Genomic DNA, 26,905 nt, shown 5'->3' on the forward strand with positions numbered 1-26,905 from the left:
GCCTGTTTCCGTTCGGGGACGGATGACGCGGTCCGTCAGCCGTCCCCGAAGATCCTGCCGGTATCTTTAATGGTCGCACGTGTTGGCGCCGGTGACGAGCGTTCCTTTCAGGTAGTTCTCCACAGCCTTTTTCGGGTCTGCTTCCTGCGCGCCCGTTACAACCCTGACGCCCTGCTGGGCGAAAAGCTGCTGGGCACGGCTCCCCATGCCTCCCGCTATGATGCAGTTCACGCCCTGCTCAGCGAGCCACCGCGGGAGAACGCCGGGTTCGTGGGGAGGAGGTGTCACGTATGTTTCATTCATGACGTTGCCCTGGGCATCGGAGTCGATGAGGGCAAAAGCCTCACAATGACCGAAATGCATGCAGAGCTTGCCTTCGTTCGTGGGAACGGCGAATTTCATGGTGCCTCCCTGGGTAACGATATCTCCCTCGCTCGCGCCGCTGGAGGATGGTGTGACGGAGTTCTCCACCTTGTCTTGTTTTGCCGGCGCCCGGGGGATATCGGTATTGCCTGAATAGACCGCGGTGATCTTGTCCACGATCTCGTCAAAACGTTTCGCTGTTTCCGAGGTGCTGTAGGATAGCACGTAGGGTATCCCGTTGTCTCCACTCTTGACGATGTCGGGATCGAGCGGCACCGCCCCCAGGAAGGGGACGTTCATACGCTGTGCCAGCTCCTTTCCCCCACCCTTCATGAAGATGTCAACCTCTTTTCCGCAGTGAGGGCAGATGAACCCGCTCATGTTCTCGATGATGCCGGCCACGGGAAGCTCCAGCTGTTTGCAGAAGGTGATGCACTTCGCGACGTCGATGGTCGATACCTGCTGTGGTGTCGTCACGATGATGGCGCTGGCACGCTCCTTGATCAACTGTCCTACGGAGAGGGGTTCGTCGCCCGTCCCAGGAGGCGCGTCGATGACGAGATAATCGAGTTGTCCCCACATGACGTTCTGGAGAAATTCCTTGATCACGTTGTACTTGAGAGGGCCCCTCCAGACGACCGGCTGGTCGTCGTGCTCGAGGAGCAGCCCCATTGATACGACGTGAAGTTTCCCGAAGACTTCAATGGGGAGTATCTCGTTGTCCTTGACACCCAGTTTCTGGCCGTTGAGCCCGAGCATCTTCGGGATGCTTGGCCCATGAATATCGACGTCGAGGAGGCCGACCCTCTGTCCCTGCGCGGCCAGGCTCAAGGCCACATTGACCGCCACTGTGCTCTTGCCCACTCCACCCTTGCCGGAAAGGACCATAAGGGTCCGGTTGATCCGGCTCAAGCGTTCCTGGAGGACAAGGTCGTCCATGTCCTTATCCTGTGTTGTCTGTCCACACTCTGCCATACGTTACTCCTTGTATATTGATATTATTTGCTCCGATATCTCCCGCAAGGCCTTGCTCACGGGAAGGTCCGGTGCATATTCCACTATTGCCTTTCCCTGCCGCTGGGCCTCCGAGATGGCCCTTTCGTAGGGAAGGCGGCCGAGAACGGGTATGTTGTTCCTGCCGCAGTACTCATCTATCGAATCACTGCAGACCGGGTTGATATCGCTCTTGTTGATGATCACGGCGGCGGGAAGCGAGAAATGCCGGGCAAGCTGCGCGATCCGTTCAAGGTCGTGGATCCCTGAAGCGGTCGGCTCGGTGACGATGAGAGCGAGCGATGTCCCCGTGATCGATGAGATAACGGGGCATCCGATGCCCGGAGGTCCGTCGATGAGGATCCGTGACAGGCCGGCGCGTTCCGCCTGTGCCTTGGCTTCCGTCCTTACCATGGTAACCAGTTTACCAGAATTTTCCTCTCCGGGCGAGAGTTCCGCGTAGACGAAAGGGTCCCCTGCCGGTGTGTCGCATATGTAGCAGTGTCCGGCAACAGGTGTTTCGAATTCCACGGCGGATGCCGGACAGAAGAAGAAACAGGCTCCGCAGCCTTCGCATGCCACGGGATCGATGATGAAATCATCAGAAATGGCGTCGAAGCGACACATATCTTTGCAGATCCCGCAGGTGGTGCATTTTTCGCTGATTATCCGCGCCTTTTTCCCGGCGGCGAACTCCTTTTCCTCGATGACACGGGGACTGAGAACAAGGGCAAGATTGGCGGCATCCACGTCGCAATCCACCATGGCCTTCCTGTCGATGAGGCAGGCGAGCGATGCCACGACAGAGGTCTTGCCTGTCCCTCCCTTTCCACTCACGACAACTATCTCCTTCATGATCTTATCCTCCCTGCGTGGGCGCCATGGGCGTCGAGGAGCTTTTCAAGATTGTCCGCCAGGGACCGGTAGACGTCGACGTAGCGGGGGAGGGTCTCGAGGATGATACTTCCCTGTGAATAGTGACGGGCAATCTCGGCATCCTCGGGGATCACTGCGAGCACAGGCACGCCGGCCGAGGCCAGATAGTCGGTCAGGGGCGGATAGCCGCCCTGGTCCCGGTTAATGACGACCCCCGTGGGTATGTTGAGGAGTCTCGCCACATCTATGGCTATCTTCAGGTCATGGAGCCCGAAAGGTGTTGGTTCGGTTACCATGATGACCGCGTCGGATCCGTTAAGGGTCGCCACAACGGGACAGGAAGTCCCGGGGGGAGCGTCCACGATATGCACGTACGGATCCTTTCGCCCGTTCTTCACTTTCTTTATGAGGGGCACAGCCATCGCCTCTCCGACATTGAGAACGCCATGGATGAAATCTATTTCCTTTGTCCCGCTTCCCTTCTCAATGAGCCCTATCTCCCTGTCTCCCTCGCTGATGGCGCCGGTAGGACACACGGCGCCGCAAAGACCGCAACTGTGGCACAGACCGGGAAAGATGAGTGTGTCTCCGGGGAGATTCACGATGGCATGGAACTGACATTTCAGTCCGCACTCACCGCAGGATGTGCATTTTTCCTGGTCCACGACAGGGACCATGACCTTCGACGAGGATGACTCGGTGACCGAAGGTTTGAGAAAGATGTGGCCGTTAGGCTCTTCCACGTCGCAGTCGAGATACTGTACACGCTGGCCGGCCGAGGCGAGGAACCAGGCGAAATTGACAGCCACCGTTGTTTTGCCGGTTCCCCCCTTTCCGCTGGCCATCGTGATGTTCATACCGGTATAATCGATCATGATGCCCTCACCATCCTGGCTCCGCACTGAGGGCAGACCTGTTCGTAACAGGGCACCCCGCGTGAATGGGGCGATCTCGTACCACAATTCGGGCACTGGCATTCTCCGCCGGTGCCGAGGCCCTGGCCTCCCATCCGGCCTCTTCCCATGCCTGACCGACCACCACCGCGGCTTGCGCCCTGACCCAAACCGCCTTTTCCGGTCATTGGCCCTTTTCCGGTCGGACCTGTTCCATCTTTTCCTGGCATAACATGCACCTCCCTGCCTTTTACCAGTGTCCCTCGACGTCCGCTCCGGTAAGCTTTGGCAGCTTCCCGTTCCTGTAGGCTTGGAGCGCGTCACGAACTGTCATCCCTGACGCCGTGTATACGTCGACGCCTGCGGTCGAAAGCACACGAAAGGCATTCGGTCCGAGATGGCCGCTTATAACCGTCTTCGCTCCCGCCTGAATGACATTCTGCGCTGTCTGAATGCCGGCGCCCTGGGCGGCGTTCATGTTGGTCACGTTGTCGACGGTCTCCTGACCGTTTGTTCCGTCGTCCACGACGACGATCTTCTTTGCCCTGCCGAAACGTTCATCTACCATTCCGTCAAGCGTTCCGTCTATGCTCGTTATGGCTATCCTCATGGGAATACCTCCTTCTTGTTGTTGTGCCAGAGAGACCTGGGACGCCACGGCTTCGGCCGAAGAGCATCCTCTTCCCCAGTGTTTTCTCCAGTGGCATGGGCTGGCCGTCTCTTCGCAGATCGTCACATTGCCGCCATCTATCCTGAGGGCCTTGCCGTTTATGATAGCGTCGGTAATTTTTTGATGGGCGGCGTTGATCAAACGATGGAAGGTCGGCTGCGAAACGCCCATCTGGTTTGCGGCTTCTTCCTGGGGGTACCCCAGGAGGTTCTTGAGCCGCATGGCCTCGACCTCGTCGTGACCGATCACGATCTCCTCGACGACGCCCATAGGGATACCCGCGGGCTTGAAGAACACCGATTTCGGCTGGAATCCTATTCGTCTTTTGCACGTCGGACGTGGCATTTGCACCCCGCAGCATTTATTCTATGTGTCACGTAATGAATATATATTCAGAACGGACAGTTTGTCAAGGGGTAGAAAAGAAAAGTCTCAAGTTCCACGTTTCAAGTTTCAGGAAAGAGAAGAAAGACAAAAATGGCAAAGTGTTAGAGGTCGCCGATGAAGATCTCTGTGATGTCTCGCTCCCGGCAGATACCTTTTTTCCACCTGTCCAGGTGGGGGATGATGTGGGGCAGAAGCCTCATGGCATAGAAAGGCGGGAGGATGGGCAATCCCACGAGGTCACCGAAGACGATGAGCATGAAGAGGTTGTTCAGGTGACCCCTGTCCTTGCGTATCTCCACGTCCAGTTCATGGACGGTCATGCCGTAGAGGAACTCGCGGACCGTTTTTCGAAGAGAACGCAACGTCGAGGAAAGGTCCTTGTTATCGTCCATAAGGTTTGCCTGCCTGTGTGGCAGAGATCCTCAATCTCCTCTTGCTCTTTTCATGGTCCCGGGCATTTTGACGGCCACGACCTCGCCGCGGGCGCAGACCTTTCCTTCAGCCAGGACATCGATGGACACGACGACCTTACGCTTGCCCGCGCTCTTGACCGTGCCGCGCGCCACCAGCTCAGGTCCGAGCGGTGTGGGCAGGAGGTAATCCACCTTCAGGGAGGCCGTGACGAAGCGGAGAGTGGGCTCCGTGTCCATGGCCCTTCCTTCCAGGCGATAGACCGCCGCCGCCGCGGTGCCTGTGCCATGGCAATCGACGAGCGACGCTATCACGCCGCCGTACACGAAACCAGGTGCCGCCATGTGGCAGGCCTTCGGTGTGAAACGGGCTACCGACGTCTCCCCGTCCCAGTAGCTCTTGATATGAAGGCCTTCTTCATTGAGGCGGCCACAGCCGTAACAATGACTGACATCCTCCGCGTAATAATCCTGAAATGCCTTTTCTTCCATTGTGCCATCTGTCCTTTCGCAGGTACTTCATCCAGAGGAATATGAAACTATATGTATCATTTTGGGGACAGAAAAGCATGATAATTTTCCGTGTATCCTGACAATCTGCAGGAGAGCATCAGAACGGCTGCGTCATGGGTCAGCCTTTCGTGATGCTGATGCGGAATCCTTCACCTTCAGGCTCAACGTTCTTCAAGGTCCATCCCTGGGCGATCGCCGCCCGGGAGACGTTTTCCCTCGACGTCACCGTATCCACGAGGACGGTTATCTCGCCCTTGCCGACCTTCTTGATCTCGTTCAGGGTCAAAATGACAGGCTGCGGGCATGAAAGCCCTTTTGCGTCGACTATTGAACTCATTCTAATCCCTCCTTATGATTCAGGCGACCTTTTCTCTCATCGTGAACCCGATGAATAGGCACACCAGGAGACCGATAATGACAGCCGGGACCCCGTAAGGCCCGACACCCGCGGGGGAACTGGCGAGACCGAAATTGTGCGCTATGCCGGCACCGACGATCATCCCCATCACGAAAACGGCGGCATCACCGTCACCCTCGCCCGAGAGGAAGAGCTGCCGTCCCGGACAGCCTCCGGCAAGGCAGAAGGCCAATCCCGCGAGCACCATCCCGCCGAAGTTCCACAGGCCCATCGTGTGGGCCACGGGCTGGTTGGCGAAGCCGGGGTGAAACTGTCCGAGGACCAGGTTGGTCAGGAAAGCGAACACCACGAGTGAGACAAACCCCGAAAGAAGGTGGGTCTGCCTGAAGAGAACCAGGTCGCGTATGGCCCCCATGGTGCAGAACCTGCTCCTTTGCGCCAGAAACCCGATGATGAGACCTATCACCAGTGATACGATAAGAGCGGCATGCATGGAGCCGGGTCCTTTCAGGCTGTAGAACAAAACCCCGTTCTTGTCCTGTCCCGGTATCTGGGGAAAGACCAGCATGAGAACGAGAAAGCCAAGCATCGTCAGGGGCAGCAGCCATCCGACAGAGGTGTGTGTGGTTTGTGAGCGTCCAAGGTTATACCCGCCCTTGAGGAAGAGGGTCCCCACCCATATGCCGCCGATAAGTCCTAGGAGTCCGAAGATCGCGTTCCAGTCACCCCCGGCCAGGCGCAGCGCCGCCCTCCACGGGCAACCCAGAAAAACGAGCGCTCCGATCATGGCGAAGGCACCGAGAATGAACCGGACGATCGGAGCGGACCCGGCGCGCGCCCGGAATTCCTTGAAGATGTAAGCGGCTATCAGCGAACCCAGGACAAATCCGATGATCTCGGGACGCATGTACTGGACGATGGCCGCACGGTGAAGCCCCAGGGCGCCCGCCATGTCCCTCTCGAAGCAGGCCACACAAATGCCCATATTCGCCGGGTTTCCCCACTTTTGCAGAAGTTGCGCGAAGATCCCTATAAAAGCTCCCACCGCAATGATTCCCCATCGTGTCGCAAATATCTGTACGAACTTTGACATAGGCTTTTCCCCTGTATCCTTATTTTAATCTTCCCATGTAACACAACATAACAATTACAGATGTGTCAAATTAATATTATGAATAACTGCTTTCAGCGTGATTCAACACCTCTATCGCCTTGGGGTTGCCGCGGCAATCCGTTCAGGTCACTCCGTATCGCCTCTGTTTTGACAAGAGCCAACGCAATTTGATATAGGAGTATCGGACTCATACACAGCGACCCTGATCGCGTTTTGGGGTGGGAATACCAAATGAGACCGAAAGGAGCATGACATGAAGAACGGATATATTCTTGTGGAGACCGGCGACGACCATATCTGCCGGATCACTCTGAACAGGCCGGAGAACATGAACATCTTTAACACTCCCATGGCGAAGGAACTCAACGAGGCGCTTCGTGCAGCTGACAGGGATGAGAACGTCCGAGTTATCGTGCTGACAGGTGCCGGGAAGGCGTTCTGTGTCGGTATCGACGTTAGCGAATTCCCGGGAAAGACCGCGATGGAGTACAACGAATGGATAGGCCTTATGGGTACCCCGATGGTGACCATGCATGACATCAGGAAGCCCGTGATCGCTCAGGTGCGGGGGATCGCCGCGGCGATCGGGGCGGGGCTCGTGGCGGCCGCGGACCTCGCGATCGTGTCGGAGAACGCCCGTTTCGGCCTGACGGCGATCAACGTGGGCCTCAATTGCGTCGGACCTGCTGTCCCCGTCAGCCGCTGTGTGGGGAGAAAGCGCGCCCTGGAGCTCTTGCTTTACGGGGATCTGGTAGACGCTCAGGAAGCCTTGCGGATAGGGCTTGTGAACCGCGTTGTTCCCACGGAGGAGCTTGATGAGAGGACGATGGAATGGGCGGCCCGGCTGGCTTCAAAGAGCCCCCTGGCGGTCGAGACCGCGAAAAGGGCTTTTTACACGGGCGCCGACATGGAGTATCACAAGGCCTTCGAGCACATGACCTCCACTCTCGCCCGTCTGTGCACGACGGAGGATGTCACCGAAGGCATCAATGCCTTCTTCGAAAAGAGGGAGCCCCGGTGGAAACGGCGCTGATGAAGATCGTCCCGAGGATGTCTCGAGGACGGGTTTCCTCCTATTTGTCGTAATTGTGAAGAGCCACCTGGAGGGTGTTGGCCGCGAGCGACGCGCAATGCATATCCTCTTCAGGGAGGCCGCCGATGGTATCCAGAATGGTCTCGGCCGATATCTCCCTGATCTCGTCGGGGTTTTTGCCCGTGGCAAGCTCAGCCGCGAGAGATCCGCAGATCATGCTGGGCCCGCAGCCGTCGGTTATGAACGAGGCTTCCCGGACCCTTCCTCCCTCGAATCGCAGGAAGATCTCCATCGTATCGCCGCATGAACCGGTAACACGGCCCCGGGTATCCGCGTTGTCCATGGCGTACATGTATTTCGGGTCGAGCCAGCGGTCAAAGGCCTTCCGGCCGTAATCCTTCAACGCGTCATCGTATATCTTATCCTGCAGCTCTTTCACAAAACTATCGAGTTTATCGGTCATGTCTATCACCCTTTTTACCGTAAGCCGCGCTCTCCTCTCTTATCGTGACGCGCGGGTCAATACGTTCGTTCCTTGCTTGAAACCCGTGTGTGAGGCCACTGTCTGGCACTTGATCCTGAAAAGGAAGAAGATGTTCTTTTCGTCGTTGCTCAGGGTCTCGTAATTGCCCTGGCCTTTCGCGATCACCAGGTCGGCGTTCCTGTAACAGCTCTGGAATTCAAGGCTGCAGTCATCGAGTATTGTTCCCGGCGCGTCGGAGCCGTTGCTGACCAATTTCACCAGGTCTTGAAGTCCCGCAGCCTCAGCGTCGCACATAACGGCATCGTTGATGACCGGGCCACCGCGAACGGCAACAATGACACGCTCGATGGGCATCTGTTCGATGAGAAGGCGGTCAAAGACGATCTCGCCGGCATTATCGGCGAGGAAGAGGATGCTCGATGCCTTCTCCATCTCTCTACGGAGGTGTTCGATATCGATGTGGAAAGGCTCGGAGAAGGTCCGTGCTATGCTCGAACGCACCTCGTCTTCCGTAAGATCGCCGTGAGCCCCGAGATCGATCACATTCCCCGTGATCGAAAGAAGAGCCGCGGTCTTGAGAGGGTCCTCGCTCGTGCGCACTATCTCTTTGAGTTCGGGTAACAACTGGAGCGCGAGACGGTTGTGCCTGTTCTTGGCATCCCTGTAAGGATCGGGGTTTCCCGTCAATTCCCTGAGCTTGCGGTGTATCATCTGTCCGACGAAGGGAGGCGGTCTGTCGAGATCGAGGCCGGCCAGGCACCGGAGTATCTCTCGAAGCACGCCCTCATGGACGGAAGGGTAATCGGAAACAAAGCGCGCGGCTTCGAGCGTCTGTCTCACAAAACAGGGAATGCAATCGATAGAGGTTTTCATATCCCAAAACTAAGCAATTCATGTGCCATGCATGGTCCGGTAGATACGTGAAGCGTATCCTCCCGAAGGGAAACGTATTTTCATCGATGACGACATCACGCTCGCGATCACGGTAAGCAAGAAAAGGCAGAACATCCATGCAACATGCAATACTATGCTCTTTGCCCCCGGCCATCGCTCCCGGGCGTTTCGATGTTGAGGTCCCTGATCTTTCGGTACAGCGTGCTCACATCGATGCCGAGGTCGCGCGCCGCCCGTTTCCTGTTTCCCGCGTAGCGCCGCAGGGTCTCCGCGATGAGATGTCTCTCCATGGCTTTGAGGTTCGTAACGCTATTGCCCTCGGCCGGGGAGGGGAGGCTGGGCCTGAGCTCGGGCGGGAGGTGGTGAAGTTCTATGATATCCCCACCGCACAGGACGAAGGCCTGCTCGATGATGTTTTCCAGTTCGCGGATGTTCCCGGGAAAATCATACCCCATGAGCCGTGTCGATGCCTCGAAGGAGATCCCGGCGATGTTCTTCCCCTGGAGACGGTTGTACCTGGCTATGATATGGTCCACGAGAAGAGGGATGTCCTCTCTGCGGTCCTTCAGGGCCGGGAGAGTAAGATGGACAACACGGATCCGGTAATAGAGGTCCTCCCTGAACGTGCCTTCCCTGACGAGGCTTGCCAGGTCCTTGTTCGTGGCGGCTATCACGCGGACATCGACCTTAACCGGCTCCGTGGAGCCGAGGGGTTCGATCACGCGTTCCTGGAGCACCCGCAGGAGGCGCACCTGCAAGGCCGGCGATATGTCTCCGATCTCGTCAAGGAATATGGTGCCTCCCTGGGCCAGGGCGAAACGTCCCGGTTTGTCCTTCCGCGCGTCGGTGAAGGCGCCGGCCTTGTGCCCGAAGAACTCGCTCTCGAGGAGAGTGTCGGGCAGGGCGGCGCAGTTGACGGCCACGAAACGCCTTTTCTTCCTGGGGGAGAGATTGTGCAGGGCCCGGGCAAAAAGCTCTTTTCCTGTACCGCTCGGTCCTTCGATCAATACGGTACTGCTGCTCTCGGCGATGAGCGGAAGCATATCAAAGAGACGCATCATCACCGGGCTTCTTCCGACGATGTCCTCAAAAGTGTGGCGGCTTTGCAGCTCTTTGCGCAGCTCTTCCACCTGGCTCAAGTCCTGAAAGGTCTCGACGCCGCCGATGACGTTTCCATCTTTGTCCCTCAGGATCGCCGTGGAGATGCGTATGGGAACCGTGAAACCCTTGTTGTTGACGATATGCGCGGTGGCGTTCACGACGGGTCGTCCCGTTTCAAAGGTCTTTCTCAGCGCGCAATCATTCTCGCAGACGTTGGCATGAAACACTTCCGAGCAAAGACGCCCGATGCTTTCCTCTCTCGGTACGCCCGTGATCCTCTCGGCTGCTTGATTGAAGGAGGTGATCCGCCAGTCAAGGTTCACGGTAAAAACGCCCTCGTTTATCGAATCAAGTACGACGTCACGCTCATTCGTTGCATTCATAGCTGCCGCGTTCCTCCTTCACCAGTTCCCTCGCGACTAAGTATAATCATGCTTATTGCCATTATCAACACTAGTAATTGTTGCATAATGCATTATTATTGTCAATAAAGCCAGTTCCGGATATGCCGTTATAAACCGTCAATATTGGATTTAGAGCCCCTGTACCGGTGCTGGTATGGATGTTGCAAATCTTGTTATCATGGTCATAGCGATAGCAGATTGGCAAGGAAATGTGTCTCCCGTTTTTGACGTATCGGACAGGCTGTGTGTTGTCGAGATGATAGATGGTGCCGAATTGAGGAGAGAGGCCAGGTCCCTGAGATACAGGGACCCATTCGGAAGGGCCAGAGAGGTGGCGGGCACAGGTGCCGAAGTGTTGATCTGCGGTGCCGTCTCCCATGTTTTTGAAACCGCTCTGATCAATGCAAGGGTTCAGGTTCTCGCCTTTATATGCGGCAATATCGATTCGGTTATCGATGCGTTCGCGGAAGGCAGATTGGCTGACAGCCGTTTCTTCATGCCCGGATGTTTCGGGAAAGGCCAGGGCTATCGGTTTCAGCACCGTCGCGGGAGAGGCCGCAAAAGGCGGTGAGCTGGTGACCGGCATCAACGAAAGGAGGTAACGAACATGCCAGGTGGAGATGGAACAGGACCTCGTGGATTCGGTCCCATGACGGGGCGTGCGGCTGGTTTTTGCGCGGGCTTCGGAGCCCCGGGATACGCGACGTTTGGCACAGGCAGAGGATATGGGGCCTGGGGCAGGGGCCGTGGAGGCGGTGGGCGCGGTTACAGGAACTGGTATCACGCGACAGGTCTGACAGGTTGGCAGAGAGCGGCCGGCTATGTGCCGACGTGGGGTGGCCCCGTTGCTTACGGCAGGACCTATTACGCCCCTCCTCCCGTGCCGCCGATCAGTCGGCAGCAGGAAATGGACGCTTTGAAGGCCCAGGCGGAATATCTGGAAGATGCCCTCGAAGGTGTCCGCATGCAACTCAAGGAACTGGAGGATAAACAAAGCGGCAAACAGGGAACCTGAAGGCGCCAAGCGGGCAGGAGACGGCGGTGCGGGAGACCACCACCGCCTCCCCGCTTTACTTCTTCAGGAGGTAAGCCAGGAGGTTTATTATGTTTATTGCGGTTACGTCGGAAGGTCCTTCTCTTGACGCGAGGATCGATCAGCGATTTGGAAGATGCAGATATTTTCTCATCATCAACACCGACGATCTCAGTTTCGAGGCCATAGAGAACCAGAACGCGGCCCTTGGCGGCGGGGCCGGGATCCAATCGGCCCGGATGATCGTCGACAGGGGAGTGGCCCGGGTTTTCACGGGTGCCTGCGGTCCCAACGCTTACCAGGTGCTCGCGGCAGCGGGAGTGGATGTTGTCACGGGTTGCGCGGGAAATGTCCGGGATGTGATCGGTCAGTCCCGGGAAGGAAGTTTCACGACCGCGGCAGGCCCCAATGTGGCTGACCATTACGGCATGGGCCAGGGTTTCGCGGCCGGGTCAGGCGGCGGCATGGGACGCGGCATGGGCATGGGCGGCGGCATGGGACGCGGCATGGGCATGGGCGGAAACCGTCCGGTCGCTGGACAGAGCGCGGGTCCGCAGAACATCCCGGAGACGGCTGACGAAGAACTGGAGACGCTGAAGCGGGAGATGGACCGGATCGGCAAACGCATCAGTGATCTCGAAAGGCAAAAGGGCGGCAAAGGAAAGAGCTGAAGGAGGGGGGGAGCGCTGGAGATACCGGGGTTTGAGGTTTGCTGTTGCCGCTTGACCCCCGTGGAAAGGGAGCAATGGATATCTTCAATACTATACTGAGCCTTCTGCGGCAGGGTTCCCATGGTGTGCTCGCGACGGTGGTGAGAAGAGCGGGGTCTGCCCCCCGTGACGTAGGCTCAAAGATGCTCGTGACCGATGAGGGAAGAGTGTTCGGGACCGTCGGCGGAGGGCAACTGGAATCGGAGGCGTACGCGAAGGCAACGGAGATAATGGGGGAAGGTCTCACCGTGATGCTCCGTGTCAACATGGACGCAACGCGGGTTGAAGACAGAGCCATGCTCTGCGGAGGCAGCGTTGACATTCTTCTCGAGCCTGTCAGGGAAGAGCGTCGCGCTGTTTATGAGGCAGTTGGAAGATGCATTGAGGACAGGGAGCGCGCTATGGTGCTTACACGGTTCGGTCCCCGCGGGTTCGCAAAATCGTTGATCCGGGGAGATGGAACCGTGATCGGCGATCATGTGGATCGGCAAGCCTTAGACCGTTGCATGGACCTCATGAACCTCAGCCGATCGGAATTGTCGGAAGAAACGTTCGCCGAACCTGTCACGATCACCGTGCCTCTTTACATCTTTGGCGCCGGGCATGTATCCCAGCATCTCTCAAGGATCGCGAAGGCAGCCGGTTTTTCCGTGACCGTTATCGACGACAGGAAGGAATTCGCCAATATCGACAGGTTCAGCGAGGCCGACGCCATCGTTACGGGTCAGTTCCGGGACGTCTTTTCCTCTCTCGACTTTACGGGGAACGAGTACGTGGCCATATTGACGAGGAGCCAGGAACAGGACGCTCTCGTCCTGGAAGAGGTGTTGAGGAGGAACACGAAATACGTCGGAATGATGGGGAGCACGCGAAAGATCGGTATCATCATGGAGAGCCTTCACAAAAAGGGCCTTGAGCGGAAGACCACCGGCAGTGTCCACGCCCCTATCGGTCTTGACATCGACGCGGAAACGCCGCAGGAGGTGGCCGTAAGCATCGTGGCCGAAATGATAAAGGTGAAAAATGCCAAACACTGATTATCAATATATCTATGGTCCCGTACCATCCTGGAGGCTTGGAAGCTCTCTGGGGATCGATCTTCTCTCGCGTCCTGAAAAGATCTGCTCCTTCGATTGCACCTATTGTCAACTTGGCAGGAACAACGTCAAGAGGACGACGAGAGGCCTGTTTGTCAGCACCGAGGACATGGTAAGAGAGATCGGGTCATTGCCGGAGGTGGCCATTGATTACCTGACCTTTTCGGGCAGGGGTGAGCCCACGCTCGCGTTGAACCTTGGCGAGGCCATCCGGTCCCTGAGGAGGATCAGGAAGGAAAAGATATCGGTTATAACAAACTCGTCTCTCATGACCAGGAAAGATGTGCGCAAAGACCTTCTTCGCGCTGACTTCGTGATAGCCAAGCTGGACGCTGCCACCGACGAGGTCTTTGAGGCGGTCAACAGGCCGGCAGAGGGCGTGCGCTTTCGGGATGTTGTCGAAGCGCTTGCCGATTTCAGAAAAGAGTTCTCGGGGAGATTCGCTCTCCAGATAATGTTCGTGGCAGCCAACAGGGACACCGCGCGGGAGATCTCGGATATTGTGGAAGTCATCGGGCCCGACGAGGTTCAGCTCAATACCCCGTTGAGACCCTGCATGGAAAAGCCGCTGCCCCCGGAGGACATGGGGCACATAAAGATGTTTTTCAACAAGCAGGGATTGCGGTCTGTGAATGTCTATTCTGCCGGGAAGAAAGAGGTGGTTCCCTTGAGTGGTGCCGATACCCTGTTAAGAAGGGGAAAGGAGATCTGATTTCGTAGATGAACATAAGGATACTTTTTGACAACAGGAAGCGAGATAAGGGCTACTTCGCGGGCTGGGGTGTTTCCTATCTCATCGACGGACATATCCTCTTCGATGCCGGAGAGAACGAAGACATGCTGTTCCACAATATGCGGTCGATGGGTGTGAAACCGGAAGAGATCACGAAGATAGTCGTGTCCCACGAACACTGGGACCACGTAGGCGGGTTGTGGCGTCTTTTGGCGCACAACCCCGGTATGCCCGCGTACATCTGTCCCGGTGTAAGCATCGAATTCAAGGACAAGATCACATCCTTCGGCGCGGATATCACTTTCGTGGAACCATTCATGGAGATAGACAGGAATGTTTTCACGACGGGGGAGACCATAGGGATCACCCGGTACGGCATGATCCCCGAGCAGGCCCTCGTTCTGAGATCCGAAAAGGGTGCCACTGTCATCACGGGCTGCGCGCACAACGGGATTGTCGATATCCTGGCGTCGGTGCGTGAAAAAATACCCGAACCGATCTACCTGGTCCTGGGCGGTTTTCACACCCTCGACCTCCCGCCTTCCGTTGTCAGGTTGATGATAAAGAGATTCCGGGAGATGGATGTGGCCAGGGTGGCCCCCACCCACTGCACCGGAATGGAAGCGATCCAGTTGTTCAGAGAAGCGTACGGGTCCGATTTCGTTGAGGCGGTCGTGGGTACGAACCTCGAGGTCTGAGGCGCTGTCAGTGCGCGCCGGCGGCCTCCGCCAGTATCTCCGCGATGTCCTTTACGGCCAGCGTCCCCTCGAGTTCCTCCGCCTTGACGGCGTCTTCCAGCATGACGAGGCATTTCGGGCATGCCACCGCAAGGACGGTCGCACCCGTTTCGGCGGCATGTCTGACCCTCTGTCTCGCCGGGCTCGCATCGCTGCCGCCGAGAAGGTCTATCTCGAAATTACCGGCCCCTCCCCCGCAACACAGGGCGGCGTCCCTGTTCTTCTCCATCTCGACCAATCGAAGGGAGGGAACGGCGGCGAGAAGCCTCCTCGGGGTCTCATACTCGTCGTTCCATCGGCTCAGGAAGCACGGGTCATGGTATGTGACCCGCGCGTCGAATCCGGCCGAGACAGGGAGCCTTCCTTCCTGTATCAGCTCAAGGAGCAAACGGGTGTAGTGGAATACCTGGAAGTCCCCTCCATACCGTGGGTAGAGGTTTTTCACAGCGTTGTAGCCGTGGGGTGAAAGGGTGACGATCTTTTTCGCGCCGAGGGACGAAAAGCGCTCAACATTGTTCTCTGCCAGCATTTCGAAAAGGCCCGCCTCGCCCAGCTTGTGCACCTCGTTGCCGTCACAGTTTTCCTCGCTGCCCAGCACCCCGAAGGACACGCCGGCCCTGCCGAGCAGGGTCCCGAGCGCCCGGGCGGCCCTCTGCGCCCGCGTGTCGTAGGAACCCGTGCATCCCACGTAGTACAGGTATTCCTGGCCTTCGTACCTGTCTATGTCCGTCCCTTCCATCCACGAGTCGCGTCTGCTGCGCGCGTTGCCGTAAGGGTTGCCGTGAAGGTCGATGTTCTCGAGGAACTTTCTCACTGACTGCGGGACCTTTCCCCGTTCTATCATCTCGCCCCTTGCCGCCACCACCATGTTGACGATGTTCACGTTGAAGCTCAAAGGACATTTGACCTCGCAGTTCCTGCAGGTGGTGCAGGAATAGAGGATCTCGGCGAGGTGTTCCGACCAGTCGAGCGTTTCGTTCAGCCATGCCCGCGTCAGCCAGAGCCTCCCGCCGCATGAGTAAGGCTCCATGCGGAAGCGCGCGTAGGGAGGGCAGTTGTTGACGTCCATCCAGTTCGTGGGGAATTTGCAGTACCCGCATCTGAAGCAGCGATGGATGAGATCGTTGAATTCGTAGGTATCGATGGACACTATACTCCCTCCCAATTCCCCGGGTTCATGATACCTTCCGGGTCGAGGACCTCTTTGATGCGCCTCATGAGCGCCCGCGTGCCCGGGTCGAGACGCTCGATGATAAGCTGCTGTCCGTAGGTTCCCGGTTTCCATATGACACCTCCGAGCTCGATGACGAGGTCATCGGTCTCGTGGAGGGCCTCCCGGGCCTCACGCATCGAGCCGGGGTCCGCCCTGTTGAAGGCGTAGGTCCATGCGAACATCATCGAGTGCCCGACCCCGACGATCCGTCCCGTCACGGTGTAGGGGATATCATGCCTCTCCGATATCTCCCGTCCCCTGCGATAGCATTCCGGGTATCTTTCGATGGGCATGATACTTCCCACATATTCGAAGCCGCCGCCCTTCTTGTAGTCGGAGCTTTTCGATATTTGGGGATGATCGAGCCCGCGGGTGAATCCCAGGTAGCCTCCCTGTCCCCGGCTGATGTATTCTCCCAGGGTATCATCCCAGATGATCTCCTGCTTGAACTCGAGCTCCTTCTCGGTGTCCGCGGCGATATTCACCGTGAAGTGCTGAAGGCCGAGGCCAAAGGGCGGGATGGCACGGCTGTATGCTATGACGTCCTCCGCCATTTGCGTTCTCGTGATCTTGCCGATGATCTCAGGCACGAGTTCCTCGTCTTCCACGACAAACTGGCCGATACCCCGGATGCGCCTCGCCGGGTAGAGGCGGATGGACAACCTGGTGACGATACCCGTCGTTCCGCACCACCCGAAGAAGAGCCCCACGTCGGGAAGGGGATGATTGGTGAACCATGAAGCGCCTATGGCGCAGGAACCGAAACGGCAGACATCCCCTGTCGGCAGCACGACCTCAAGGCCGTTGACCTGATCGGAGTTGAAACCGTAGGGCTGAGCGAGATCTCCCTGCCCGTGAATGAGCACGTTCCCGGCAATGGTCGCCGTCGGCGGGGCCCCCGGTTCCGAATGCGTGAGGCCCGGATGGTGCGTTGCCAGGTAGGAGGTGAGCTGCCCCTGTGAGACGCCGCATTCAAGAAGGGCGTAACGGCCTTTCTCGTTCACCTCGATTATGCTGTCCATGCGCTTGAGGTCGACGAGGATCCCGCCCCTGAGGGGAACGGCGAGACCGGCGAGCGACAGCCCTCCGCCGAGGGGGACCACGGGGACCTTTTCCCTGTTGGCAAGACGCACTATCTCCCGGACCTGTTCCGTGGTCCTCGGCGCCACGACATAATCAGGCCGGTGAGGCTCCGCCGTTCCCAGGTCGAAGGAATAGATATAGAGTTCCTCGGGCCTGTCGGAGACGTGATCCGCATCAACGATGTCAACGAGTGCCTGGTAGATCGCTGTCATCGGGCCACCTCCCAGCCGGCGGGTGTCTCGCCGATCGCGAACCGGCAGAGATCGCTCATGTGAACGGGCCGTATGCCCTCGCGGGCCACCATGCCCCCGAGCGTTTGGAGACAGGCGGGGCAGTTGAAGACGCAAACCTCGGCCCCCGCCTTCTTCATGTCCTCGACATTCTTCTTCTGGATCTGCGCCGCGCGCCTGCGGCTGCCTTCCCTGCTTTGTCCCTGTATCGTACCGCCGCAGCAGAGGGCGTTCTCGTCGACGAACTCTCTTGTCACCTCTTTAGCTCCAATGAGGCGGAAGATCTTGCCGACGAAGCGGTGCTTGTCCGGTGAGAGCCGTGACGAACAGGGGCGCTGGTAGGCCACCTTGAAGCCGACGGGCCTTATCAGGTCCTTCAATTCCGTCAGGCGGTCGTAGAGGTACTCATAGAAATGGACAGGGGTGAAGGGCACGTCTATCCCCACAGCCGGACAGTAGGAGGCGTATGTTCCGTAACACTCATCGTGAAAGCAGATGACCTCCGTCGGCTTGTGACGCTCTATGGTGGCTATGATACCGGGGAGCCTTTCCTTGATGACGGAACTTCGGGCGTAATGGAGGTACATGAGCTGGCAGAAATAGTGGAACATCTTCCGGCCGTCCGTTGATATTACGGGAAGACCCTCGAACAGCCTCCCCTGTATAAGATGCGTCAGTTCGGAAAAGGCCGCCATGTTGAGGAGCGGCCCGTTTATCTCTTTCACGGCCGGTTCCCCCCGGAAAGGAATGCCGAGGTTCACGGCCCTTGTCACGAGCGGCCGGGGGACGGGAGATATGCGGAGGGCCTCCTGTCTCTCAACGATCAGATAGAACGGGTGGTTACCCATGGGACAGTATTCCTCGCAGGCGTAGCAGGTCACGCACTCGTGGAGGACGAAGGAATCCTCTCCCCGGGCGATCCTGACCATTTCTCTTTCTGTCCCGTTCCTCTCGATGTGTATGTATTGACACTTCGCCAGGCAGTCCTGGCCTTCGCAGTGAAGGCATTTGGTCTCATCGAATTGCAGAGCATACATTGTCGTTCCTCCCCAGATCTCGCTGCTGGTCTTACGGGATGGTGCTTTTCGTGTGAACTTCTTTCTATCACAAAACACGGTCCTTTTTAAACACCCCCTTCCCGGGCCCTTTGCCGGCAACGTTTCGGCGAAAAATGTGATATATACTATGCTCAATGATCCCCTTCGATCGGCTTGGCCCTGTCTTCAAGGCCTTTTCATCCCTCGTTTATCCCCGCGCCTTCAGGACGGTCTTCGCGTCATCCCTTCAGGAGGTTCCCCGGGCGGGGTCCGTGCTCGATGTGGGCTCGGGAACAGGGATACTGTCGCAGTTTGCCCGCAAGGTACGAAATGATCTTCTTTTTACCATGATCGATCCGGCGGCGGGCATGTTGAGGTTTGCGCCGGACTTTGCGCGGAGGGTCCTGGGAAGGGCGGAGGACCTGCCTTTTCCGGAAAGGGCCTTCGACGCGGTGTTTGCGGGTGACAGCATGCATCATTTCAGCGATCCCCGGCGGGCTGTGGGCGAATTGAGGCGCGTCCTGAGGAAGGGCGGCGTGCTGGTGGTTTTCGAGATCGACCCGTCAAGCCTCATCGGTGCCATGATAACGGGCGGCGAAAAGATATTCAGGGAACCGGCGCATTTCCTTAGGCCCGGCGAGCTTGCGGAGAGGCTCGCGGAGGTTGGTTTTGAGTGTGTTGTGTCCCGGTATGACTGGAGATATGCGATAATAGCACATGCAGGTCGCGCGTGATGGGCCATGGGTCCTCGGCGAACAATGCGGGAAGGGCCACGCTGATGGTCCGGCGGGGGATCCGTCGTTGCTCCCGGGGTCTGTTAACGTTGTATTCATTTCGGTTGACACAGCACAGAGGGAAGAAGTAGAGTGTTATCAAACATTAATTCGTAGCACTCACTGATGGAAGGAGGGGTTATGGCGAAGGTGAACCTGAAGCGTTACGGACTCTATCTTGTGAGATGGCAACTGTCGACGCCCATTCTCGCCGTTGTTCTCTACATGCTTTCCGGTACGGGGAAGATAATGGCGACGACGATCGCGAATCTCATAGGCGGTCTTATATTCTTCTGGGTCGACAAGTTCATTTTCACATCGGAGTTGCTCTCGGTCCAGTGGGAGGTCAGGGACGCCGTTGTCTGTGTCGATTGCGGCAAGGAGGCGAGGGGTTATCGTATAGTGAAGGCCGCGGGATACGACAAGAGCCGGGACGTGAGACCGGAGTTCCGCTGCGAGGAGTGTTCCAAGAAAAAGACCGAGGAACTTCGCCGGCAGGGAATAGAGGTCTGAATCGACAGCGAGAGAGAGGAGACAGGATTTGGAATCGAAACTGAAAGTCGTTCTGCTGGCACACACGCCCGACCCCGAACAGACCGTGGCGGCGGCGGCGAAGCTGTGCTACAGCGCGTCCGGTGTGGACGCCGTCATGGAAAGGGTCGAGGCAGGCAACCAGCACCCTTTCATTGAAAAGCTTGTCGACATGGGGCACCTCAGCCCCATCGAACACGCTTCGTTCACCTTTGCCATCGAAGGCATCTCGCGCGCCTGTTCCCACCAGCTCGTGCGGCACCGGCTTGCCTCGTACAGCCAGCAGTCACAGCGGTACGTCGGCATGGAAGACGGGTTCGGCTACATCGTCCCGCCGTCGATCGGATCGGACCCCGTTCTCAAAGAACGCTTCGAGTTCTTCATGGATGGCATACAGGAATTCTACAATGAATTGGTCCAGGCGATGAAGGCGCGGGGGATCGAGGGCGAGGCGGCATACGAGGATGCCCGGTTTGTCCTTCCCAACGCGGCCGAGACGAAGATCATCATGACCATGAACGCCAGGGAGCTTCTCCATTTCTTCACGCAGAGATGTTGCCGGCGGGCCCAGTGGGAGATACGGGCGATGGCCATTGAGATGCTGAAGCTGGCAAGGAGAACGGCGCCGGCGATATTCCGCGAGGCAGGCCCGCCCTGTCTTTCGGGTCCATGTCCTGAGGGGGCGTATTCGTGCGGTGCCGCGGAAGAGGTGCGCGAGTTTTTCCGTACCATTTAGAAGGGTCCAAGATCGAGAGGTGAAAAATGGGCAACGTGAAGACATACAAGGATGTCGACAGGTCGATCCTGAAATCCATACCCAACCCCACGAAGGAGGCATACGAGATCAAGATAAAGATCCCCGAGTTCACCTTCCTGGGTGTGGGCGAACAGCCGGATTTTGCGGTCGTGTATCTGACTTTCTACCCGAAGAAGAAGGTTATAGAACTGAAATCTCTCAAGCAGTATGTCTTCCAGCTCAGGGATATAATCGTCTCTTATGAACGGCTCATCAACATAATGTACGACCACATCATGGAGACCTACGAGCCCGACCGGGTCCGCATCGTCATGATATGTCATCCACGGGGCGGCATCAGCTCCAAGCTGACCATCGATTCGGACTGGGGAGCACGGGGCGGCGAGGAGAAGTACCGCGACTGGGTCGGCATAGAGGACGGCTGGGGAGTATCCATGTGAAAGGAAAATGACCAATGAAGAGGATAATTGACCAATGACCAAATACCAATGACCAATGAAAAAGACAATAACCAATTCACCAACAACCAACTGAACAAGGGTCAGGGCGGAACGAACTGTCTGTGTCAGTTTGGTTATTGGGTATTGTTCGTTTCTTTGGTCATTGGAATTTGGTCATTGGTCATTGTTCTCTTGCCTCTGTGATTCACGAGCAGCGAGAAGAAGAACGCCACGATGCAGACGATCCCGCCAAAGATGTAGGCGTCCCTGTATCCCGTTAAGGACCGCGGCTGCAGCGCGGAGGGCCGGGACATGATCATCTCGAAGAAGCATACGCCCAGCGCCAGCCCGAGGCTGTTGATCGTGTTGAAGACACCCGAAGCGCTGCCCTGCCTCTCGGCCGGTGCGAGGCTCATCACCTGGTTGTTGTTCGGCGAGATGAAGAAGCCGAAGGAAAGCGCTATCCACATGAGAAATACGACCACCGCGAGAAGTCCCGGGGCAGCGAGCGTGAAAGCGAAGACAAAAGAGCAAAGGCCGGCGGAAAGCATGGCGAATCCGCAGAGGACGCTCGGAGAGACCCTGTCGGATATCCGGCCCGCCCAGGGGCCGACGGCCATGTAGATCACCGAGTAGATCATGAGGACGAGGCCGACGGTGACCGTCGGGAGTCCTTTGCCCAGTTCAAGATAGAAAGGGAGAAGGAAGGAATTGCCCGCCAGAAGCATATAGGCGAAGAGGGTGGAGGCAACGGCGGCGCTGAAGCGGAACTTCCTGAAGAGCTTGAGGTCCAGGAGCGGTTCATCGCATTTGATCTCCCGGATGAGAAAAGCGGCGAGCAGACCGAGGGCGAGGGCGAAGCACCCCATGATCCTGGGAGAGGTCCAGCCGAACTCCCGGCCCGTGTTGAGCCCGTAGACGAGAAGAGCGAGACCGGCAAAGCTTAAGCCGGCGCCCAGTATGTCAAACCCTGCCTTCCTGAGGTTCCGGGAACGAGACCTGTCCTCATCGGGAATATACCTGTTGACGGCGTACATGGCGAATATGCCAAAGGGTACGTTGACCAGGAAGACCCATCGCCAGGAGAGAAAGCCGGTGATGATGCCGCCCGCCGGCGCTCCGACGGCTATACCGAGAGCCGCTCCCGTGGCCGCGATGCCGAATGCCCATCCGGTGACCTCGTGAGGCAGGAACCTGGGTATGACGGCGAAGGCGATGGCGGTGAGCATGGCGCAGCCGATTCCCTGGACGAACCTCGAGAGTATGAGCATTTCGAGTGACAGGGCCACACCGCAAAGGAGCGACCCGATGGTGAAGAGGAGATAGCCAAGGAAGAAGACCTTCCTGAGACCGAACCGGTCTCCCAGCTTGCCGAAGAGCAGAAGTGTGCTCGTCGAAACGAGAAGGTAGACAAGGACGACCCGGGAGACCTCCGCCGTGGTCACGTTGAAGCGTGCCGCTATCGTGGGCAGGGAAATGTTGACGATGTAGCTGTCCAGCTTTGACATGAAGGCGCCGAAGGCCACGGTAATGACGATCCAGCGGAATGCGGCGTGCCGTTCGGATGGGGAAGGCATACGACAACCATTCTGAATGAATTGCCGCCGTTTTTCAATACATTTGTTCCCGGGCGGCGATGTGTGGAAGTATGGTCCCGGGCGTGGTAACATGTGCGGGGAGGATAAGGACGGTGCCGCATCGTGAAGACGCCGAGGCGTTGAAAGAAAAGTACTATCACTCCATGGGGGCTGCCCTCACGGAAGAGGGCGATCTGGAAGAGGCCGTCGTGTTCTTCCAGAGGGCCATTGATATCCGCGAGATACCCTATGCCTGGTACGGGCTGGCCCGGACCCTTTACGCGGCCGGCGACGTCGCGGGCGCCGTCGGGGCGATGTCGAGGGCCATCAAGCTGGCTCCGGCAGTCGCCGACTACTATCATGAAAGGGCGATATTCCTTGAGGCGCTCGGCAGGCCGGACCTTGCCCGCGACGACCTGGGGAGGGCCGTTTCCCTCGACAGGAACTACGAGCGTGTCGATGAGATCAGGTGGGCCGCGCGCGTCGTGGAAGGATCGTTCTCCCCTCCGGCCGGCCCCGCTCCGGATACCACCCGGATCAGGTCCGCAGAACTGCTGCGTCTCCTCGAGGAGGAAGGGGGAGCCGATATCTTTCGCAAGCCATCCTGTCCCGTCGCGTCCTGCCCGGCATATTGCTGTCATTTCACCGGCAGGCTTCTCGTGCACGGGGTGACGATAGGCCCCTGGAAGCTTCAGGGTCTGCGCAGGCATTTCCAGGAAAATGGTTTGCGGGAAGAAGACCTTCTGGACGTTTTCCCCGTGGCCGAAGCGGAGCACGCGGAAAGCCTGTTCTCGCCCGAGGACGTCATGAAGCTCGGCGGTGTCCCATCCGTCACATTTCCGCGGCAGGGAACATCCCGGCTGGGTCGAGACCTTGCAGGGGACATGCCGAAAGACAAAGACTATCGGACCCTCATGTGGACAGGAGAGGACGCCAGACCCTGTGTCTTCCTTTCCGGCGGCCGGTGTTCGCTCTATGACGTCGGCGATGAAGCGAGTCTCGATCCCTGCGCGTCCTTTCTTTGCATGACCGGTTTTGTCTTCGTGGTATTGAGGTCCCTGGGACTCATCGACAGGGAGGCGATGGGCGCAAGATCGATGGCGGAACTCAACGGTATCGCCGTCGACGCCCTCATCATCCTGGCCCGTGATGTCTATGGCAGCGACGAGGCCGTGGCATCAGCGGATGCCGTGGCGCAGGAACTGCAGATCGCGGTGAGGGAGGACCTCGCCGGCAACGATGGTCCGCGCGATGAGGCGATGGGCCGTTACCGTCTTCTGAAAGACCGGCGTGACAGCCTGATAAACGGGCTTGTCGCTTCGGCCGGCCAAAGGATAGCCCGCCTTCTCTCGTAAGGGCCCCGGGGCAAAAATCACTTTCAATTCTTCTTTGTTTTGTGATACCTAAATGATTGATCAAGGCAACGAACGCACGGGAGCATCGATGGAAAAGATAAGGACTCTCAGGGGATTTCGCGACATCTTCGGGGAAGAGCTCGACAAGTTCAGGCGCATAGAAAGCGTGTTTCGGAAATACAGCGGACTTCTCGGTTTTCGGGAGATCGAGCTGCCCGTTCTCGAGAAGACGGAACTCTTTGTCCGGAGCATCGGAGATACCACGGATATCGTTGAAAAGGAGATGTTCACCTTCACCGATGTGGGGGGCGATTCGCTGACCATGCGACCGGAGGCCACCGCGGGCATGGTGCGTTCCTATCTGCAGGAAGGCCTTTACGCGACGGAAAGGATGACGAAGGTCAGCTCCATCGGCCCCATGTTTCGCCACGAGAGGCCCCAGAAAGGGCGCTACCGGGAATTCCACCAGATCGACGTGGAGGTCTTCGGAGTGAAGGAAGCCCTCGTCGATGCCGAACTGGTCTTCATGATCCGCATGATCCTCGATGAACTGGGCATCGGGCGTTACCGGATAGAGGTCAACAGTGTTGGATGCAAGACCTGCCGGGAATCCTTCCGCCGGGTGCTCATCGATTATTTTGAGACGAGAAAGGACCAGCTTTGCGAGGATTGCCTGAGGAGGCTCGAAAGGAACCCCTTGAGGATCTTCGACTGCAAGAACGAGCAATGCATCAGGGTCACCGGCGATTCCCCCCTCCTTTTTGATTCGCTGTGCGGAGAATGCAGGGAGCACTTCGGGTCTTTCGAGGGGTACCTGGGAGACTTCGGTATCGATGTCGAGATCAACAAGCGTCTGGTGAGAGGCCTCGACTATTACACGAAGACGGTCTTTGAGGTCACGTCGGAGGACCTCGGCGCGCAGAAGGCTTTTATCGCCGGCGGCAGATACGACAATCTCGTTGAAGAGATGGGTGGTCCGGCCACGGCCGGCATCGGGTTCGCGATCGGTGTCGAGCGCTTGTCCATGCTCGTTCCGTCCTCGGCCGAAAAGAGCGGGAAGCTGTGTTTCTTCGCCTGTGTCGGCGATCAGGCGAGGGGCCACCTCGTGCCCTTTGTGAAGGCCTTCGTCGCTGCGGGGTTACCCCTGAAATACGCCTACGACGCGAAATCCCTCAAGGCCCAGATGCGCTATGCCGACAACCTGAAGTGCGATTTCGTCCTTATCCTCGGCGATGACGAGATCGACAGAGGTATCATCACGCTGAGGAACATGGCGGACAAGAGCCAGCGGGAGCTCCCTCTCGACCCGAGAGCGGTCGTGGAGGAACTTGGGGTGCTCGTGTAGCGTCAGGTGCCGGGTCACCGGTCACATGCCGCACGTCCCAACCCCTGAAAACACGACCCGGGACAGATAAGAAGAATTTTCTGGCCATTTTTTTCTTTATCTAATACAATCTCAATGATCAATGATATACACCGTCACATTGGATCCTCTTCTCGAAAGGGTCGTCGGGGTGGAAGAACTCGTGTACGACGACGTCAATTGCATTACCGATGAGAACAGGAGACCCGGCGGCAGGGGGATCGACGTATCACGGGTCATCAGGGAGCTCGGAGGCCGCAGTATTGCGCTCGGTTTTGCAGGCGGGTATACGGGTCTCGAACTTGCGGACCTGCTTGCCAAGGAAGGTATTGTCACGGATTTTGTCCGGATCGGTCAGGAAACGCGTTCCAGCATAACGATCTACCAGCGGAAGAAAAAGATCCGCACATTGCTGTCTACGTCAAGCCCGGTGATCGGGGAAGATGATACCGCCTCTTTTCTCGACAAGGTGAAAGGGATCCCCGACGGCAGCTGCGTGGTTTTGAGCGGCACGACGGCCGGTCTCCGTGATGGCATCTTCGCGGAGCTTATTGCCATTCTCAAGGGGAAAGGGATCAGCACCTTCCTCGATTCCGATCAGACGGCCCTCAGCCTGGGGGTCGATGCCGGCCCCTTCCTGATCAAGCCCAATATCTTCGAGTTGAACAGACTGGCGGCCACGAAGGCCAAAGAGACAAAGGAGATCGCTGAAGCTGTTAAGCCTTTCCGGGATAGTGTCGAGTATATAGTTGTGTCAATGGGGGCGCGGGGTGCCCTCGGGTTCTCACAAGAAGGCGATTATCATGTCACGCCGCCGAAGGTGAAGGTGCGAAATTCACTGGGGGCAGGTGATTCATTCATGGGAGGCCTGGTCTCGGTGATGAGCGACTCGGGCAGCTTTAGAGAGGCTTTAAGGGTCGGCGTGGCGTGCGGTACGGCGACGGTCCTTGCCGCTTCCGGGGGTCTGTGCAGAAAAACGGATGTTGATTCCATCAAAAAAGAAGTAATTATTGAAAAATTTTAATTTACATATTAGGATGGTTGGTATATATGTATTCTTAATAGTCGAATATCAACAAGAAAGGAGGTGAAAATAGATGAAGAAGCTCGTCGCGTTGATGATAGCTATCGCTTTTTTTGCAGGTTTTTCACTGATCGGATGCGGTCCGTCCGCAGAGCCTCCGAAACCGGCACCACCGAAGGAAGAGGCAAAACCGACGCCTCCGCCTCCCGCAGAGGAGAAACCGGCACCCGCACCGGAGAAGCCCGCGGAAGCGAAACCGGCAGCAGAAAAGCCAGCACCGGAGAAAAAGTAATGTTGTATGCGAGGGTATATCCGGTGTAAAGGGTATACCCTCTAATTTTTTAAAGGAAGGGGTGGAACATGAAAATAAGGTCATTGTCTGTTATTTTACTGGTTGCACTCGTCAGCATTTCATTAGGTGGATGCGGATGTTTCTGGCAGCACATGAAAGGCGAGACCCCGCCTCCGAAAGCGGAACCGGCAAAGGTTGCACCGCCGGAACAGAAGGCTGAAGTTCCCGTAGCGGTTTCCCCGCTGAAGGACATCAACTTCGATTTCGACAAGTATGCCATCAGGGATGCCGATGGCGCGATACTGAAAGAGAACATGAAATGGTTCCAGGCTAAAGCGAATGCCGGCAAGAAGGTCAGGATCGAAGGCCATTGCGACGAAAGAGGCACCGTGGAGTACAACCTTGTCCTCGGACAGAAGAGGGCAGA

29 protein-coding genes and 3 pseudogenes are annotated in these 26,905 nt (G+C 57.5%); 16 read left to right on the plus strand and 16 right to left on the minus strand.

The annotated features are described in order from the left end of the window. Window positions 1–66 precede the first annotated feature (66 nt). From GXX82_14060 to GXX82_14095, 8 genes are all read right to left on the minus strand, one after another. Entirely contained in the window at window positions 67–1,338 is a 1,272-nt protein-coding gene (locus GXX82_14060) for a P-loop NTPase (GenBank protein ID NLT24163.1), read from the minus strand. Between the two features lie 3 nt (window positions 1,339–1,341). Beyond that, window positions 1,342–2,211, minus strand: coding sequence for a P-loop NTPase (locus tag GXX82_14065; GenBank protein NLT24164.1), 870 nt, complete (start codon window positions 2,209–2,211; stop codon window positions 1,342–1,344). Continuing rightward, on the minus strand, window positions 2,208–3,089 hold the full coding sequence (locus GXX82_14070; protein NLT24165.1) for a P-loop NTPase: 882 nt from the start codon (window positions 3,087–3,089) through the stop codon (window positions 2,208–2,210). Before GXX82_14070 ends, GXX82_14065 begins: the two co-directional genes overlap by 4 nt. Before the next feature lie 286 nt (window positions 3,090–3,375). Continuing rightward, window positions 3,376–4,140, minus strand: coding sequence for a DUF134 domain-containing protein (locus tag GXX82_14075; protein ID NLT24166.1), 765 nt, complete (start codon window positions 4,138–4,140; stop codon window positions 3,376–3,378). A 143-nt stretch (window positions 4,141–4,283) separates the two neighbouring features. Further along, complete coding sequence (locus GXX82_14080) at window positions 4,284–4,574, minus strand: hypothetical protein (protein NLT24167.1); 291 nt, start codon at window positions 4,572–4,574, stop codon at window positions 4,284–4,286. A 30-nt stretch (window positions 4,575–4,604) separates the two neighbouring features. Continuing rightward, window positions 4,605–5,084, minus strand: coding sequence for a PaaI family thioesterase (locus GXX82_14085; protein NLT24168.1), 480 nt, complete (start codon window positions 5,082–5,084; stop codon window positions 4,605–4,607). Window positions 5,085–5,223: 139 nt separating this feature from the next. Further along, window positions 5,224–5,442 (minus strand): preprotein translocase subunit TatB, encoded by a 219-nt coding sequence (locus GXX82_14090; GenBank protein NLT24169.1) that lies wholly within the window; start codon window positions 5,440–5,442, stop codon window positions 5,224–5,226. Between the two features lie 19 nt (window positions 5,443–5,461). Further along, complete coding sequence (locus GXX82_14095; GenBank protein NLT24170.1) at window positions 5,462–6,556, minus strand: YedE-related selenium metabolism membrane protein; 1,095 nt, start codon at window positions 6,554–6,556, stop codon at window positions 5,462–5,464. 274 nt (window positions 6,557–6,830) lie between these two features. Between GXX82_14095 and GXX82_14100 the strand changes: the two genes are divergently transcribed. Further along, window positions 6,831–7,610, plus strand: a complete 780-nt coding sequence (locus GXX82_14100) for an enoyl-CoA hydratase/isomerase family protein (protein ID NLT24171.1) — start codon at window positions 6,831–6,833, stop codon at window positions 7,608–7,610. A 40-nt stretch (window positions 7,611–7,650) separates the two neighbouring features. On the opposite strand, the gene GXX82_14105 is transcribed toward GXX82_14100, so the two are convergent. The 4 genes from GXX82_14105 to GXX82_14120 form a co-directional block, all read right to left on the minus strand. After that, complete coding sequence (locus tag GXX82_14105; protein NLT24172.1) at window positions 7,651–8,073, minus strand: iron-sulfur cluster assembly scaffold protein; 423 nt, start codon at window positions 8,071–8,073, stop codon at window positions 7,651–7,653. Window positions 8,074–8,112: 39 nt separating this feature from the next. Next, the gene (locus GXX82_14110; protein NLT24173.1) at window positions 8,113–8,967 is read right to left on the minus strand and encodes a DUF89 family protein; all 855 of its coding nucleotides are present in this window, start codon (window positions 8,965–8,967) and stop codon (window positions 8,113–8,115) included. 152 nt (window positions 8,968–9,119) lie between these two features. Further along, complete coding sequence (locus GXX82_14115) at window positions 9,120–10,472, minus strand: sigma 54-interacting transcriptional regulator (GenBank protein NLT24174.1); 1,353 nt, start codon at window positions 10,470–10,472, stop codon at window positions 9,120–9,122. A gap of 70 nt (window positions 10,473–10,542) precedes the next feature. Then, a complete protein-coding gene (locus GXX82_14120; protein ID NLT24175.1) occupies window positions 10,543–11,079 on the minus strand; it encodes a hypothetical protein in 537 nt (178 codons plus the stop codon). A 21-nt stretch (window positions 11,080–11,100) separates the two neighbouring features. Between GXX82_14120 and GXX82_14125 the strand changes: the two genes are divergently transcribed. The 6 genes and pseudogenes from GXX82_14125 (at window position 11,101) to GXX82_14150 (ending at window position 14,764) form a co-directional block, all read left to right on the plus strand. Further along, window positions 11,101–11,508 carry a DUF5320 domain-containing protein gene (locus GXX82_14125; GenBank protein NLT24176.1) on the plus strand — a complete coding sequence of 136 codons (408 nt, stop codon included), beginning with the start codon at window positions 11,101–11,103 and terminating at the stop codon, window positions 11,506–11,508. An 89-nt stretch (window positions 11,509–11,597) separates the two neighbouring features. Next, a pseudogene (locus GXX82_14130) lies at window positions 11,598–11,939 on the plus strand (dinitrogenase iron-molybdenum cofactor biosynthesis protein). Between the two features lie 12 nt (window positions 11,940–11,951). Further along, window positions 11,952–12,047: pseudogene (locus GXX82_14135) on the plus strand (dinitrogenase iron-molybdenum cofactor). A gap of 224 nt (window positions 12,048–12,271) precedes the next feature. Then, entirely contained in the window at window positions 12,272–13,273 is a 1,002-nt protein-coding gene (locus GXX82_14140; protein ID NLT24177.1) for an XdhC family protein, read from the plus strand. After that, on the plus strand, window positions 13,260–14,045 hold the full coding sequence (locus tag GXX82_14145) for a radical SAM protein (GenBank protein ID NLT24178.1): 786 nt from the start codon (window positions 13,260–13,262) through the stop codon (window positions 14,043–14,045). The genes GXX82_14140 and GXX82_14145 overlap by 14 nt, the downstream gene beginning before the upstream one ends. An 8-nt stretch (window positions 14,046–14,053) precedes the next feature. Then, window positions 14,054–14,764 carry an MBL fold metallo-hydrolase gene (locus tag GXX82_14150; GenBank protein ID NLT24179.1) on the plus strand — a complete coding sequence of 237 codons (711 nt, stop codon included), beginning with the start codon at window positions 14,054–14,056 and terminating at the stop codon, window positions 14,762–14,764. 7 nt (window positions 14,765–14,771) lie between these two features. On the opposite strand, the gene GXX82_14155 is transcribed toward GXX82_14150, so the two are convergent. Genes GXX82_14155 through GXX82_14165 form a run of 3 tightly spaced genes read right to left on the minus strand, consistent with a single transcriptional unit; the run spans window position 14,772 to window position 18,366 of the window. Then, complete coding sequence (locus tag GXX82_14155; GenBank protein ID NLT24180.1) at window positions 14,772–15,953, minus strand: (Fe-S)-binding protein; 1,182 nt, start codon at window positions 15,951–15,953, stop codon at window positions 14,772–14,774. After that, entirely contained in the window at window positions 15,953–17,311 is a 1,359-nt protein-coding gene (locus tag GXX82_14160; GenBank protein NLT24181.1) for an FAD-binding oxidoreductase, read from the minus strand. Before GXX82_14160 ends, GXX82_14155 begins: the two co-directional genes overlap by 1 nt. After that, the gene (locus GXX82_14165; GenBank protein NLT24182.1) at window positions 17,308–18,366 is read right to left on the minus strand and encodes a (Fe-S)-binding protein; all 1,059 of its coding nucleotides are present in this window, start codon (window positions 18,364–18,366) and stop codon (window positions 17,308–17,310) included. Before GXX82_14165 ends, GXX82_14160 begins: the two co-directional genes overlap by 4 nt. A 155-nt stretch (window positions 18,367–18,521) precedes the next feature. Between GXX82_14165 and GXX82_14170 the strand changes: the two genes are divergently transcribed. The 4 genes from GXX82_14170 to GXX82_14185 all read left to right on the plus strand — a co-directional run bounded on the left by GXX82_14170 (window position 18,522) and on the right by GXX82_14185 (window position 20,867). After that, window positions 18,522–19,100, plus strand: a complete 579-nt coding sequence (locus GXX82_14170; GenBank protein ID NLT24183.1) for a class I SAM-dependent methyltransferase — start codon at window positions 18,522–18,524, stop codon at window positions 19,098–19,100. Between the two features lie 180 nt (window positions 19,101–19,280). After that, window positions 19,281–19,652 (plus strand): hypothetical protein, encoded by a 372-nt coding sequence (locus tag GXX82_14175; protein ID NLT24184.1) that lies wholly within the window; start codon window positions 19,281–19,283, stop codon window positions 19,650–19,652. 40 nt (window positions 19,653–19,692) lie between these two features. Beyond that, window positions 19,693–20,406, plus strand: a complete 714-nt coding sequence (locus tag GXX82_14180; protein ID NLT24185.1) for an FAD-dependent thymidylate synthase — start codon at window positions 19,693–19,695, stop codon at window positions 20,404–20,406. A gap of 26 nt (window positions 20,407–20,432) precedes the next feature. Beyond that, complete coding sequence (locus GXX82_14185) at window positions 20,433–20,867, plus strand: 7-cyano-7-deazaguanine reductase (protein NLT24186.1); 435 nt, start codon at window positions 20,433–20,435, stop codon at window positions 20,865–20,867. 134 nt (window positions 20,868–21,001) lie between these two features. Here GXX82_14185 and GXX82_14190 read toward each other — a convergent pair whose 3' ends face one another. Next, on the minus strand, window positions 21,002–22,444 hold the full coding sequence (locus GXX82_14190; GenBank protein ID NLT24187.1) for a DHA2 family efflux MFS transporter permease subunit: 1,443 nt from the start codon (window positions 22,442–22,444) through the stop codon (window positions 21,002–21,004). Between the two features lie 113 nt (window positions 22,445–22,557). Here GXX82_14190 and GXX82_14195 point away from each other — a divergent pair, with 113 nt between their 5' ends. The 5 genes and pseudogenes from GXX82_14195 to GXX82_14215 all read left to right on the plus strand — a co-directional run. Then, window positions 22,558–23,799: a tetratricopeptide repeat protein gene (locus GXX82_14195; protein ID NLT24188.1), complete on the plus strand. Its 1,242-nt coding sequence runs from the start codon at window positions 22,558–22,560 to the stop codon at window positions 23,797–23,799. A gap of 88 nt (window positions 23,800–23,887) precedes the next feature. Further along, window positions 23,888–25,144, plus strand: a complete 1,257-nt coding sequence (locus tag GXX82_14200; protein NLT24189.1) for a histidine--tRNA ligase — start codon at window positions 23,888–23,890, stop codon at window positions 25,142–25,144. Between the two features lie 121 nt (window positions 25,145–25,265). Then, window positions 25,266–26,186, plus strand: a complete 921-nt coding sequence (locus tag GXX82_14205; GenBank protein ID NLT24190.1) for a hexose kinase — start codon at window positions 25,266–25,268, stop codon at window positions 26,184–26,186. 157 nt (window positions 26,187–26,343) lie between these two features. After that, window positions 26,344–26,460: pseudogene (locus tag GXX82_14210) on the plus strand (cell envelope biogenesis protein TolA). A 170-nt stretch (window positions 26,461–26,630) separates the two neighbouring features. Continuing rightward, window positions 26,631–26,905 (plus strand): OmpA family protein (locus GXX82_14215; protein NLT24191.1); only part of this gene is annotated, 275 nt, incomplete at its 3' end.

This window comes from Syntrophorhabdus sp. (genome assembly GCA_012719415.1).
Taxonomy (GTDB): Bacteria; Desulfobacterota; Syntrophorhabdia; order Syntrophorhabdales; family Syntrophorhabdaceae; genus Delta-02.